This window comes from Escherichia sp. MR, assembly GCF_005280595.1.
GTDB lineage: Bacteria > Pseudomonadota > Gammaproteobacteria > Enterobacterales > Enterobacteriaceae > Escherichia > Escherichia ruysiae.
Map to the genome: position 1 here is coordinate 41,840 of NZ_SZVK01000024.1, position 14,315 is coordinate 56,154.

The window sequence follows — 14,315 nt, forward strand, 5'->3', positions numbered from 1 at the left end:
AAGCTGAAAATGGCGCTGTAAAAGGCGTCATTTTTTTATTGCGTAACCAGACGGCGTAGTCGCGACACATCCACCGTTTTTTCAGCCTCTGCCAGACTCCACGCGTTTTGCAGATTCAACCACATTTGCGGCGAACTGCCGATCACCACGGAAAGTTTAATCGCCATTTCTGGTGTCAAAGCCGCTTTTCCGGTCAGCAATCGGCTTGCCGTTGAGGGCGCAATTTCCATTGCTCTGGCAAATTCGCGCAGGCTGACGTTCAGCTCGTCCAGTGATTCCTGAATGATGTCCCCCGGACGGGGATGATTGGCCATTTTCATCAGTGATAGTCCTCGTAATCCAGTATGTATGCATCGCCATTGACGAACTCAAACGTTATCCGCCAGTTGCCCGAGACAGAGATTGCCCAAATTCCATCGCGATCGCCGCTTAACGGGTGTAGTCGGTAACCTGGCATATCGATATCAGCAAGACAGCTTGCTGCATCAATTACAGCGAGTCGGTGGCGTAATCTTTTGACTTGCGTCGGTATAACGCCGGAGGTTTTGCCAAGAAGAAACAAGTCACGCAATCCCTTGTGTCTGAAATTCATTATCATCTCTTCATCCTTGTTCCTTCGAAAGGAACACTATCACTATTGTTCCGTGCAGCGCAACAAATTTCGCTACGTTTTCGCGAATTGTGAGGGGAAAGATGAGGGAGGAAAAGAAGAAGAGTTAAATAGCGGAAAGCGTCTCGCAAAACAGGCTGCGACACCAGGACTGGCAGTCGCAGCAATGGTCTCTTAGCGGCGGAAATCAATCACCATACGGCCACGGATTTTGCCTTCTTCCATCTCGGTAAAGATGGTGTTGATGTCCGCTAACGGACGCAGGGCGACTTTCGGCACCACTTTGCCTTCGGCGGCAAACTGGAAGGCTTCAGTTAAATCCTGGCGCGTGCCGACCAGCGAACCAACCACTTCAATACCATCCAGCACAAGACGTGGGATATCCAGGCTCATAGACTCCGGCGGCAGACCGACAGCCACAACACGACCGCCTGCACGGACAGCATCAACTGCCGAGTTAAACGCAGCTTTAGCTACTGCTGTTACCACCGCAGCATGAGCGCCACCGGTTTTCTCCTGCACAATTTTGGCGGCGTCTTCGGTGCGTGAGTTAATCGCTAAATCTGCCCCCATTTCAGTCGCCAGTTTTAACTGCTCATCATTGACATCAATGGCGATCACTTTGGCGTTAAAGACATTCTTCGCGTATTGCAGGGCGAGGTTACCCAGACCGCCAAGACCGTAGATAGCAATCCACTGACCGGGACGAATTTTTGACAGTTTAACCGCTTTGTAGGTGGTGACCCCCGCACAGGTAATGCTGCTGGCCGCCGCCGAATCCAGGCCATCTGGCACTTTTACCGCGTAATCGGCGACCACGATGCACTCTTCCGCCATCCCGCCATCAACGCTGTATCCGGCATTTTTAACTGAACGGCAGAGCGTTTCGTTACCACTGTTACAGTATTCGCAATGACCGCATCCTTCGTAAAACCACGCTACGCTGGCACGATCGCCTGGTTTTAATGAGGTGACACCTGGGCCAACTTCTGCTACCACACCGATGCCTTCATGGCCCAGAATTACGCCGGTTTTGTCACCAAAATCGCCATTCTTAACATGAAGATCGGTATGACATACACCACAACACTCCATTTTCAGCAGGGCTTCGCCATGTTTCAGTGAGCGCAGTGTTTTATCCGTAACGTCAACATGATGATCCTTCGTAACAACTGCAGCCTTCATAGTTCCTCCTTTTCGGATGATGTTCTGCATAGCAGGTGAGGCAAATGAGATTTATTCGCCACTACCCAGTATGGATGAGATCTGAAAAAGGGAGAGGGAAATTGCCCGGTAGCCTTCACTACCGGGCGCAGGCTTAGATGGAGGTACGGCGGTAGTCGCGGTATTCGGCTTGCCAGAAATTATCGTCAATGGCTTGTTGCAAAGCTTCGGCAGACGTTTTCACCGCCACGCCTTGCTGCTGCGCCATTTTGCCAACCGCAAACGCAATTGCGCGGGAGACTTTCTGAATATCTTTCAGTTCCGGCAGTACCAGACCTTCGCCGTTCAGCACCAGCGGCGAATACTGAGCAAGCGTTTCACTTGCCGACATTAACATCTCATCGGTGATACGTGACGCGCCGGAAGCAATAACGCCCAGCCCGATGCCAGGGAAAATAAAGGCGTTGTTGCACTGGGCGATAGGGTAGATTTTATCTTTCCATACCACTGGATTAAACGGGCTACCGGTGGCGACCAGCGCGTTACCTTCGGTCCAGGCGATAATGTCCTGCGGTGTGGCTTCCACGCGTGACGTCGGGTTAGACAGCGGCATCACGATCGGACGCGGACAGTGTTTATGCATCTCACGGATGATCTCTTCCGTAAACAGCCCGGTCTGTCCTGAGACGCCAATCAGAATATCTGGTTTGACATTGCGCACCACATCCAGCAGTGACAGCACATCGCTGTCGGTATCCCAGTCACTAAGATTTTCGCGTTTCTGCACCAGTTTGGTCTGGAAAGGCAGCAGGTTTGGCATCTTGTCCGTCAGCAGGCCAAAGCGATCGACCATAAACACTTTCTGTCGCGCCGCTTCTTCGCTTAATCCTTCGCGCTGGGTCTGGGCGATAATCATTTCGGCAATGCCGCATCCCGCTGAACCGGCGCCGAGGAAGACAATCTTTTTCTCGCTTAACTGACCACCTGCTGCGCGGCTGGCTGCGATCAGTGTGCCGACCGTTACCGCTGCGGTGCCCTGAATGTCATCGTTAAAAGAACAAATTTCATGGCGATAGCGGTTAAGCAACGGCATCGCATTTTTTTGTGCAAAGTCTTCAAACTGCAGCAACACGTTTGGCCAGCGTTGCTTCACTGCCTGGATAAATTCGTCAACGAATTCATAGTATTCATCGTCAGTGATGCGCGGATTACGCCAGCCCATATACAACGGGTCGTTAAGCAGTTGCTGGTTGTTGGTGCCGACGTCCAGCACCACCGGAAGAGTATACGCCGGGCTGATGCCGCCACAGGCGGTATAGAGCGACAGTTTACCGATCGGAATACCCATCCCGCCGATGCCCTGGTCACCAAGCCCCAGAATACGTTCGCCATCCGTCACCACAATCACTTTAATGTTGTGATTCGGCACGTTTTGCAGAATGTCGTCCATATTGTGGCGGTTCTGGTAAGAGATAAACACGCCGCGCGAACGGCGGTAGATCTCAGAAAAACGCTCACAGGCTGCGCCAACGGTCGGGGTATAAATAACGGGCATCATCTCATCAAGATGATTGTTAACCAGACGGTAGAAGAGGGTTTCGTTAGTGTCCTGGATGTTACGCAGGTAGATGTGTTTGTCGATTTCGGTTTTGAATCCCTGATACTGGATCCATGCTCGTTCCGCTTGTTCTTCGATGGTTTCGACCACCTCCGGCAGTAACCCCAGCAGGTTGAAGTTACGGCGTTCTTCCATGCTGAAGGCACTGCCTTTATTCAACAACGGAAATTCCAGCAGTACAGGGCCAGCGTAAGGAATATAAAGCGAACGCTGTTTTTTTGTTTTTGGTTCCATGTCACTCACTCTTTTTTGAATATCCATCCCTGGGGTTTTTATCGTCTTTGCTTTACCTCCAGGGCGTCGCCCCCAAGTATAAAGCAGATAAAAACAAAAACACCATTGCGCAGGCAATGGTGTTTAATCGTCATTGAGGACTGATTGTTAAGGATTACTTTTCAGCGGGGCGTTTTCTGCCGGTTGGGTTATTTACCACGCTGGATTTGTCACCTTCGGTAACTATTTTGCGCTGGTTAGAAATTTTATGATCCAGTCCAAGAATATGACGTGCCTGACGGTTCGATTTCATTTTAACTCCTCAATCCTGTTGCTAGTTTTAAGGACAACATCGCCGTAGCGAAGAAACACGTGCTAAACCCCTAAATTAGGTCGCCGATCAAGCATAGCAGCTTAAAGCGTAGGGTGCTGGCCACTGACCACATAATTGATCGTTTGCTGGTAGATATCACTGAGGATGTCGTTATCAGAAGCTTCCACCCATTTGGTCAGCTCCATGAGAATGTCATCTTCAGTGACAACACCGTGCTCTGCCCGAAGGCCTTGCTCAATGGCATTAACCAGAGCGGGTTCTGCTGTTGAATTTTCTGCCTGATAATAAGTAAACATAGTGATTCTCCGTGTCTGTGTATTTATGGTGTCTGCTACGGATCGCAGATTTATAAAGCACATTCAGCATGGCAAATATTTACCGCTTCGTTGTTAAGATTAGTCCTGGTTGATGTGTTTTATATTTTAACTGCATGATATTCATGACTATTGTTATTGGCATTCGTTGCTTGATATTGCTGCAATATCTTTTAAACCATATATTCCCCGCCTTCTGTTGTGGTAATTTTATTTAAGTTCGGAGGTAATATTTTCGCGGGATTTTATTCGGAATATCCTGCTTATCCTCGTGCTGTTTCTCACGTAGTCTATAATTTCCTTTTTAAGCCCACAGGAGAGCAACAATGACAATCCATAAGAAAGGTCAGGCACACTGGGAAGGCGATATCAAACGCGGGAAGGGAACAGTATCCACCGAGAGCGGCGTGCTGAACCAACAGCCGTATGGGTTTAACACGCGTTTTGAAGGTGAAAAAGGAACCAACCCTGAAGAATTGATTGGCGCGGCACATGCCGCTTGTTTCTCGATGGCACTTTCATTAATGCTGGGGGAAGCGGGATTCACGCCAACATCGATTGATACCACTGCCGATGTATCGCTGGATAAAGTCGATGCTGGTTTCGCGATTACCAAAATCGCACTGAAGAGTGAAGTTGCCGTACCGGGTATTGATGCCTCAACCTTTGACGGCATTATTCAGAAAGCAAAAGCCGGATGCCCGGTTTCTCAGGTACTGAAAGCGGAAATTACGCTGGATTACCAGTTGAAAGCATAAGTACTCGCCGGATGATGTTGTCATCCGGCAAGCATTTACACCAATATTTTCTGCTTATCTCAATGAAATCTCGCATTTAAACTGTATCGTCATTCTTTTCGTCATTCCCGCCTGTTTCCGAACAATCATTATTGCATCAGGTTGTAAACTCCTATTTCGTTCAGAATAACAGTAAAACTCTGTTTATTTATGTTCTCTGTTTGATGGTGAGAAACATTTATGGCATTGTAAGATTCAGTTGATTTAATTAATTTGAATTAATTAAATTTAATTAATGAGCTAATTAACATTGTTTAATAAGGATGAAACTATGTTGATGAAAAAGGTCTCTTTTGCTATTGCTTTAATTTCTCTAAGTCAGTATGCAAGCGCATCTTCAGAATTTAATTTCTTATCTGACAATGTTTTTGGTGATGCTTCTCTTTCATTTCTGAATGGTGAATCAGGTGAGTTTGTTTATAGCGATGGCGGTAAACTTAGCCAACTGGACTGGAAAATTCAAAATACCCCCATTATTAAAATGGGGCTAACCTGGGATGCAATCTCATGGCTGACGCTTAATGCTAAAGGCTGGACGACGATTGCGTCTGCCGGTACGCTAATGGATGATTATGACTGGCTGGAGCCGGGGCAGCACCACTGGAGCGATTGGTCACATCACCCGGCAACGCGGTTGAATTTTGCAAATCAGTTTGATCTCAATATGACAGGTTGGTTTTTAACGGATCCGAGTTACCAACTCGGCGCTATGTTAGGCTATCAGGAGACGCGTTTCAGTTGGCTGGCGAAAGGAGGTTACTATAGTTATGATAATGGTGCCGACACTGGAGATATTCCTCATAACCAAAGAGTTATTGGCTACCAACAAAAATTCAGTGCGCATTATTTAGGTCTTTCTGGTAAATATGTCTATCATGATTTTGATATTATTGCTCAATTTAAATATAGTGCCTGGGGAGAAGGGAAAGGAACAGATCAGCATTATTTGCGCAACATTACATTTAAAGATAAAGTATCCAACCAAAAATATTATTCAGGTCTTATTAATGCGGGGTATAACATTAACTCACAGGCGCGGATTTTCACAGAAATATCATGGAGTAGATTCTCTAATGATATTGGTAACACAGTAATTTCTTATAAAGACAAGGGTGAAAGCGTAAAAGAGAAAGATTCGCCAGGGATGCAAAACTATAATTACATTATTGGCGCGGGCATTCAGTACAAATTTTAATATAGCATCGGGCGAATGGCGGAATATGAATACGTGAAATCTTGCCCGCCTGCGCGGGCAAGATGTACTAAGCGTCGATTTGAAGCGGTAGCGTAGTAGACATCCAGCCAGGGATCTCCTCAGCGGGCAAAGGACGTGAGAAGAAATAACCCTGAATCACAGGGCAGTGGATCTTGCGTAACATCTCAAACTGTTCTTTCGTTTCCACACCTTCTGCCACTACGGTTAAGTTCAGGCTTTGCCCAATGCTGGTAATGGCTTCTAATAAGGCACGGATGCGTTTTTCGCTCAGGCAACGATCGACAAAACTTTTATCGATTTTAATTTCCGTTACCGGCAGGCTGACTAAGCGTGACAGGCCGGAAAAGCCTGTACCGAAATCGTCGACAGATAAACCTACGCCCATATCCCGCAGGATCTGGATGCGTTTAAAGATCTCCGTATCGTGTTCCATCATCATGCTTTCAGTGATTTCCACCGTCAGCTGGTGGCCGTCAATCTGCCAGGCTTCCATCGCATCGCAAACCTGATTGGGTAGCTGATTACTGCGAAAATGAAGCGCAGATAAGTTTACGGATAACGCCGGGATATGAATATTCTGGCTTCGCCATTCTGCTAACTGGCGACAGGCTTCAGCAATTACCCAACGACCAATATTTTCAATTTCACCAATCTCTTCTGCGAGGGGAATAAACCGGGAAGGGGGAACATGTCCATGCTGCGGGTCATACCAGCGAGCAAGAGCTTCAATACCATACAGTTCACCCGTTTCGGCGAAGATCTGCGGCTGGTAAACCAGCTTCAACTGGTTGTTGCTGATTGCTTCTTTCAGCGCCGCACCTAATATCAACCGCTCTTTAACCATCTCGTTCATTGTCGGGCTAAAGAACTGCCAGCCGTTACCGCCGTTTTTGCGAATGAAATCCATCGCATTGTGGGCGGTAGAAAGCAGGTAGTCACGGTTTTTGCCAACGTCGTAACTGATACCAATACTTAAGGTTAAAGGAAAAGGCTGATTGTCAATGATGACCGGTTTGCTAACGACGTTGCGTAGTTCATCAGCGATTTGGGTAATGTTGCTGACTTCATCCTCCAGACTAATGAGGACAAACTGTGCACCTTCAACGCGGCAGAGATACTGGTCGGGTTTGAGTTTTTCGCGAAAGCGATTAACGACTTCTAACAATGCCTGATCGGCCCACGCATAGCCGAGACTGTCGATCACATCCTGAATATGGTCGACGCCAATAAGATAAACCACCGGAGATACAGCTCTATCGACAAGGTCATCGAGGTAATTGTGCAGATTATTGCGATTTGGCAGACCGGTCATCGGATCAAACTGGATTAGCTGTTCGATGTGCTGGCGGCTTTTCTCCTGTTCCAGCGCCAGTGCGGCCATATGCTGGCTGATGTCTGCCACGCGTTCGACAAATGCACTGGTTTCTGTCCCTGCAGCCGTCTTGATTTGCAGAACTCCCGCTGGTGCGCCATCGCGCTGGCGAATGGTAACAGCCCAGCTTTGTGCATTCTTTACTTCTGTCCCATGAGAGGACGACGCCCAATGCACTGGCATCCCATTACGCAATGCATACAGTGACACATGCGATTCATGAAGAATGGCTTCAATATTACGGCAAATGATTTCACCCATTTCGTGAAACGGTGGGCTGCTGCACATGGCGGCGAGGATGTTGCCTTCCAGCTGGCGGATTTGCCGTTCTTCGGTGATATCTGAGAAGGTCATTACCAGATTTTGTAGATGAGCAAGCACGTCATAGACCGGACTGATAGACGCTTTAATCCAGATATTTTCACCCGTGCGCGTTAATAGCAAAAATTCATCTTGATCGCGGGAGGTTTTCCACAAAAGCTGCTGTAAGCGGATGCGGTTATCTATCGGGTATTCAGGAATGTTAAGCAGCGCATCGGGCTGCATACCGCTGGCTTCGCTGATGCAATAGCCGAACATTTCTGTAAACGCGCGATTGCACTGAACGATATGACGCTCAGGATCAAGCACAATCACAGGTCGGTCGAGATGATCCACGGCAATGAGCAACTGCCGGGTCTGTTCTTTCTGCGCCATTTCAACGCTGGCATCTCGCACCAGCGCCAGGTAATAAATTTTCCCCTCGGCAGTCACTTTTGACAGGGCAAATCGTGTCCATATTTTACTGCCATCTTTTTTCTCCAGCTGCAATTCCCGGCTCATTCCTTCGACACGCGCTTTACCTCCTTCGCGGTTATGCCGGATGTATTCAGGGTGTGCTGGGCGCAAATTATGGGGAATCAGCATATCGATGTTATTGCCAATGACCTCTTCGCGTTTATATCCCCAAAGCTTCTCTGCAGCGGGGTTGAAAAACATGACTTCATCATTTTCGTTGATTAACACCGCGCCCATCATATTTTGCTCAAGCGCGGGGAAAAAAATGCCGTCAGCGGCATTTTCTGCATCGGTTAGCTTCATGATTACCTCTGCATCCGGGTGAATCTAAAGACTGGCTTTCCAGAGTTCAACACGGTTTCTACCTCGTCTTTTGGCGATATACAGAGCTTCGTCGGCTATTTGAATTAAACGTTCATAATCCGGATGTCCATTAAACATGGCGGCACCAATGGACAGAGAGAGGTAAATATCTTCGCCGTTTGCAGCTTTCAGTTTGGTTTTTTCTACCCGACTGCGAATACGTTCTGCGGTACGTAAAGTGTCAGTTTCTGAGGCTTCCGTCAGTACAATGATAAATTCATCTCCACCGTAGCGGAAAACATAATCACTACTACGGACGTTGTCGTAAAACGCCTGCGAGACTTTACGCAGAATTTCGTCGCCGGTGTTATGTCCCCATGTATCATTGATCTCTCTGAATTTATCAACATCGATGATGAGAACAGATAACGGCGTGCCAGCCCGATTGGCATGGGCAATTTCACGTTTGAAGATAGTCGGCAGGAAACGGCGGTTAAGTAGCTTAGTCAACACATCCATTCCCACTTCATGGCGAGAAACTTCTTCAAACAGTTCTCGCAATAAGGTTGTAATTTGCGATACGGTATTTCGTATCTGCAATAAAAACTTCACTCGCAGACTTTTGTTACTCAGATTCTTGGCATGGAGTATTGTCTGATTAAAAACCCCGTCGAAATCCTGAATAAGGCGGGAGATATGACCGACTTCGGCAATACCGCTAAAATAATGCCGACCTTTATGGTTAAACCATAAGCCAAAATCAGCCTGGCTTAACGGTAAGCTGCTGCCTAAATCAGAATCCAACAGGACTTTATAAATAACATCTAATTCCCATGAAAGTAATGAGGCTATTTGCCGTTCTTTTTCTTCTTCGGCATTTTCAAGTAGTGAGAAGATACGATAATTCTCGTCTTCTTTAGCCGCACTACTGTCGCTAAAGGTAAACGCCCGGGTCATAACTTCCATGGCTATATCAATACTGTTAATCGAAAAATGATAAACCTGAAGTTTATCCGCTGGCGAATAATCAGAGGAAAATATCGCTGGATAGAGGATTTTCTTCAATACACGAAAACCCATCTCAACGATTTCTACGGGAATGCCAATACGGGCATGTACTTCGGCCACGGTATGTTGGATTTGTATAAGCCTATCAACATCGTCCGCTTGCGCAGAGAGCACATCGATAATCCATGTTTCCAGAGCACTTTTAAGCTGCCTTTCAACCTGTTCGTTACTCAAAAACTCTTCGGCATGTGGGTCTGTGCGTACAATACGATAAAACTCATTGCTCAGGTAATGGGCATGTGCAACAGCAATTTCTGCGGCTTTAGCGCGAATGAGAGGGGAAGCCTGGGTAACTAATCCAGTCCACTCATCTTTCATTCTTTTAAAGTACATCTCCATAATTCAGCCCCTTATACGACTGGAAAGGCAGATGGGATCGAAAAACGAAACGCAACATACTGGACAGACTTATCGCACCATATTCTCCTGAAATATGAGGATATAATGAAACGAAATAAACGGATTAGACAGTTTTAATCTACGCTACTGTTCTTCTGAAGAGTATAGCCCATCGTGATTATTTTTCGGTGGTGACGAATATCGTATTGTTTTTCATGTTGATACTAATTAATCAGAGGATTATGGCAATTTGCTTATATGGAGATAATTTTATTTAAGAGGTTACGGCATTTTGCAGGGTGACAAGCCGGTGCTTACATCACCGGCATGACACAGTAAAAGAGGGCGTTTAACTACCCCAACGACTTTGCAGATAACTAACGGCTTGTTGGGTCTGTGGCTTATTAAGGTAATCTTCGCGGAACAGAATCGTGCCGCTAATTTCGGGTACAGCATCGTTAAGATCAAGCTGCTTTTTTAGTTCTGGCACGCCGCCGTTAACCATCCAGTCAGGTTCTATCTTTGAGGGTTCACCCACTTTATAGAAGGCAATACCGATATATAGACGGGTTTTGGTCGGTTTGACGACATCTGCCCACCATTTTGCCAGTACGTCATAGCGTGCTGCGCTACGTGAGAAAGGCCAGTAAATTTGTGGGGCAATATAATCCAGTAAACCATGTTCTACCCAACGGCGGGTATCTGCATAGGATTCGTCATAGGCTGCTGCGCCTCGGGTATCGGAACCGAGCGGATCGTGTGATCGGTTGCGCCAGACGCCCGCCGGACTAACGCCAAATTCAACCTCTGGCTTAATGCTTTTGATGGTGTGCGATACCTTTGCAATTAATTGCTGAGTATTGTTGCGCCGCCAGTCTGCTTTTGATGCAAAAGCTCTCCCATATTTGCGGTACGTCTCGTTATCGTTCAGCAGCGAACCCGGTGATTCAGTATAGAAATAATCGTCGAACTGCACGCCATCTATCGGATAACGGGAAACCACTTCCGCAACTATTGATGTGATCCAATCCTGAACCTCAGGGATACCAGGGTCGAGAACAAAACGGTCGCCCGACGTTCTGATCCAGTCGCGATGCTGCACGTAGACACTGGCTGGTTGCTGTGACAGGGTGCTATTCAATTCCCTGATAGTTCCGGGTTTTGTATTAACCGACACGCGATAGGGGTTAAACCAGGCGTGTACTTTCATTCCACGTTTGTGGGCTTCGTCGAGCATAAATTGCAGCGGATCGTAACCTGGATCTTCACCAATCTTGCCGGTCAGAAGATCGGACCACGGTAAAATTTTCGATGGCCAAAGGGCTGTACCATCGGGCTTTACCTGGAAAAAGACCGTATTTATGCCGAGACGTTGTAGATGATCTAACTTGTCAATCATCGCCTGTTGTTGTGCGCGGGCTCGGCTGGTGGGGTTACTGATATTAACCGAGGAAACGGGGGGCCAGTCGAGGCGAGAGACAGTAGCCAGCCAGATACCTCGCATCGGCTGCGCTGGTTGATGTGTTGTCGCTGGTGGTTTTGAACCTGCTGGTGGTGTAGTTATTGGCGTTGGCGGTGTGGTCTTACAACTACACAGTAAAAGAGCCAGAGCAACGAGTGTGGCTGGCTTTTTGATCGTTAATTTCACGTTTCGGGAGCAGATATCCATATATGCTGGTTTCCGGTAAACAGATGTGTTGCTCATTCTCGTACTTATCTGGGGCAAGTCAATACGATAACAGGTACGAAAAAGGGAGCGATTAACTATCGCTCCCTTGTCTTATCCCCTTCAGAGATGGTTAATGTTTCTTATCGTTCATCACAATATAGTGCGGTGAACGAGCACGTGGATGCAGGAAGAAGTGACCTTTCGGTGCGTTCTGGCTGTTAATTGGCTCCAGTGTCACACCGGTATTCGCTTTGCCTTTACGATCGTGGATGGCATAGAGAATAAAGGGCAGGGCAAGTACCACCAGGAAGCTAACGACCAGTAATTCGACATACATATCGGTAGAGTCACCCTGGATATTATCCGGCGGCAGGAAGGAAACAATAAACGCCATGATTGAGGTCAGCAGGCCGACAATAGCCACAACCAGTTTCACGCCTTTACCACCAGGGATATTAAATGTGCGTTTTAAGTCAGGATGTTTAAGGACTAACACAATGTAGCCAATAAACAGCATGAAATAAGCACACAGATAAATCACCACCGTCAGCGCCAGTGCGATCAGGAAGGACATGTTGTTACCACCACCGGTATTGGTGAGGATAATCAAGGCGATAGAGGTAATCACTAGCTGAGAAATAACCAGAGTGACCGGCACGCCATTTTTGTTCATTTTGGCGAACGCTGGAGGTAGCAGGTTTTTCTGCGCTGTGACATACATCCCGCGAGAAGGACCGACAATCCAGGAGGCGATTTCTGCCAGAACACCCAGCAGCAGCAGTGCGGAGATCACGCGAACCGTCCACTCAATTTCCGGTGCTACATGGGACATCAGAACGGTAAAGGTTTGCATTACCCCAGCGGACAGATTGATTTCATTACCCGGAATGACCATCGCAATGGACAAACCACCAACCGAGCTTAAACAGATTGCCGCCACCATCAGCAATAACATTGCCAGCGGATAATCTCGCCCCGGATTGCTCATTTCATTGACGTGGGTTGCGGAGGCTTCTACACCCATATAACTCAATATAAAGGCAACAAACACAACCAGGGTGCCAACTTTAGAGAAATCCGGGAAGAAGGTTTTTGCATCCATTTCGATAGCAACTGGCGCACCGGAGTGCAGATAAATCGCCGCTAATGCAATCAAAATAAATGCGGGTAACAGGATACCGGCAAAGAAGCCGACTTTAGCAATTCGCGCTGTATATTTAGTACCGCCAAACTGAGTTAATGCCAGAACCCAAAGAATGATGAGTGCCGCAATGGTTTTTGTTACCGGGTCTTCATTCAGTGCTGGCCATTTAAGAATGTAGGAGAGTGCCCCTAACACGAAATAGAGCATCGGAATAAAGCCGATAGCGATTTGCAGATAGCCAAATGAGATCGCTGCAAATCCCCATTTTAACCCCAGGGTATTCGATACCCAGGCGAAAACGCCGCCTTCCTCCCAACCGTCCACGGTAGCCATTTCCGCAGCACAGAGTCCAACGGGGATAAACCATAAAATCCCGCCTAATAGCAGGAAGAAAACTAATGAAAAACCGGATGTTGCAAAGGTAGGGTATTCATAAACAGCCATTACCATCGATGCCGTAATAGCGAAGAACCCAAGTAATGTTAGCTGCTTAGCTTTACCTGTCTGTACTGATGTAGCCATATTTTCCCCCTAAAACGGTATTCCTGTCGGAACCGCGCCTGTCTTGTTCTGAAGCGTATTCAGAGCAATATTTTCCATTGCTAATGCCAGTGAACAGACTTTGGAATTTGTCCCGAAACGAGAGCGTTCCGGGACACCGTTACCACTTAAACGTTATCAGGTATGTTTAAAGCTGTTCTGCTGAGCAATACCCTGCAGTTTCGGGTGATCGCTGAGATATTTCAGGGAGGCTTTGTAGTCTTCCAGCAACAGTTCAGCGAAGTCCATTTCGAAACCACGACGGCACATAATACGCATCACCACAATGTCGGTGGCTTCACCGCCGAGGGTAAAGGCCGGAACCTGCCAGCCGCGCAGACGCAGACGTTCAGAGAGGTCATACAGGGTGTATCCCGGATCTTCGCCGTCTTTCAGTTTGAAGCAAACCGCCGGAATACCTTCGTCCGGGCGACCTGTACAGATGAACTCATACGGTCCCAGTTTAGCGATTTCATCCGCCAGGTAAGTGGCGACCTGATAAGAGGCGTTTTGTACTTTGGTGTAACCCTCACGACCGAGGCGCAGAAATTCATAGTATTGCGCAATCACCTGACCGGCAGGGCGAGAGAAGTTGATGGCGAAAGTCCCGATTTGCCCGCCAAGATAGTCAACGTTGAACACCAGTTCTTTCGGCAGTGCTTCTTCATCACGCCAGATAACCCAGCCGCAGCCCAGCGGAGCCAGACCGAATTTATGGCCTGAAGCACTGATCGATTTCACGCGCGGCAGGCGGAAGTCCCAGACAATATCCGGAGCCACGAACGGTGCCAGGAAGCCACCGCTGGCGGCGTCGATGTGCATGTCGATGTCGATACC

At 47.6% G+C, this 14,315-nt stretch carries 13 protein-coding genes; 2 read left to right on the top strand and 11 right to left on the bottom strand.

Translation table 11 applies throughout. The annotated features are described in order from the left end of the window. Positions 1-35: 35 nt before the first annotated feature. The 6 genes from FC814_RS12270 to bdm form a co-directional block, all read right to left on the bottom strand. Positions 36-320: a HigA family addiction module antitoxin gene (locus FC814_RS12270; protein WP_000781370.1), complete on the bottom strand. Its 285-nt coding sequence runs from the start codon at positions 318-320 to the stop codon at positions 36-38. After that, positions 320-598, bottom strand: coding sequence for a type II toxin-antitoxin system RelE/ParE family toxin (locus tag FC814_RS12275; protein WP_000605676.1), 279 nt, complete (start codon positions 596-598; stop codon positions 320-322). The genes FC814_RS12270 and FC814_RS12275 overlap by 1 nt, the downstream gene beginning before the upstream one ends. 186 nt (positions 599-784) lie before the next feature. Then, positions 785-1,795, bottom strand: a complete 1,011-nt coding sequence (gene adhP / locus FC814_RS12280) for an alcohol dehydrogenase AdhP (protein WP_000642407.1) — start codon at positions 1,793-1,795, stop codon at positions 785-787. Positions 1,796-1,928: 133 nt separating this feature from the next. Then, on the bottom strand, positions 1,929-3,626 hold the full coding sequence (maeA, locus tag FC814_RS12285) for a malate dehydrogenase (RefSeq protein ID WP_000433478.1): 1,698 nt from the start codon (positions 3,624-3,626) through the stop codon (positions 1,929-1,931). Positions 3,627-3,780: 154 nt separating this feature from the next. Continuing rightward, positions 3,781-3,918 (bottom strand): stationary-phase-induced ribosome-associated protein, encoded by a 138-nt coding sequence (gene sra, locus FC814_RS12290; RefSeq protein WP_000841554.1) that lies wholly within the window; start codon positions 3,916-3,918, stop codon positions 3,781-3,783. A gap of 101 nt (positions 3,919-4,019) precedes the next feature. Further along, positions 4,020-4,235, bottom strand: a complete 216-nt coding sequence (bdm, locus tag FC814_RS12295) for a biofilm-dependent modulation protein (protein ID WP_000495766.1) — start codon at positions 4,233-4,235, stop codon at positions 4,020-4,022. A gap of 344 nt (positions 4,236-4,579) precedes the next feature. Between bdm and osmC the strand changes: the two genes are divergently transcribed. Further along, the gene (gene osmC, locus FC814_RS12300) at positions 4,580-5,011 is read left to right on the top strand and encodes a peroxiredoxin OsmC (protein WP_000152304.1); all 432 of its coding nucleotides are present in this window, start codon (positions 4,580-4,582) and stop codon (positions 5,009-5,011) included. 310 nt (positions 5,012-5,321) lie between these two features. Further along, entirely contained in the window at positions 5,322-6,245 is a 924-nt protein-coding gene (locus FC814_RS12305) for an omptin family outer membrane protease (protein ID WP_137326001.1), read from the top strand. A gap of 67 nt (positions 6,246-6,312) precedes the next feature. Here FC814_RS12305 and dosP read toward each other — a convergent pair whose 3' ends face one another. The 5 genes from dosP to FC814_RS12330 all read right to left on the bottom strand — a co-directional run. Next, positions 6,313-8,718 carry an oxygen-sensing cyclic-di-GMP phosphodiesterase DosP gene (gene dosP / locus FC814_RS12310; protein WP_137326002.1) on the bottom strand — a complete coding sequence of 802 codons (2,406 nt, stop codon included), beginning with the start codon at positions 8,716-8,718 and terminating at the stop codon, positions 6,313-6,315. Positions 8,719-8,742: 24 nt separating this feature from the next. After that, entirely contained in the window at positions 8,743-10,125 is a 1,383-nt protein-coding gene (locus FC814_RS12315) for a diguanylate cyclase (protein ID WP_137326003.1), read from the bottom strand. A 349-nt stretch (positions 10,126-10,474) separates the two neighbouring features. Continuing rightward, on the bottom strand, positions 10,475-11,794 hold the full coding sequence (locus FC814_RS12320) for a family 10 glycosylhydrolase (RefSeq protein WP_000350415.1): 1,320 nt from the start codon (positions 11,792-11,794) through the stop codon (positions 10,475-10,477). 130 nt (positions 11,795-11,924) lie between these two features. Further along, complete coding sequence (gene gadC, locus FC814_RS12325; protein ID WP_000246004.1) at positions 11,925-13,460, bottom strand: acid resistance gamma-aminobutyrate antiporter GadC; 1,536 nt, start codon at positions 13,458-13,460, stop codon at positions 11,925-11,927. Positions 13,461-13,616: 156 nt separating this feature from the next. Beyond that, positions 13,617-14,315, bottom strand: a 699-nt coding sequence (locus FC814_RS12330; RefSeq protein WP_301546367.1) for a pyridoxal-dependent decarboxylase, incomplete at its 5' end; no start/stop codon positions are given.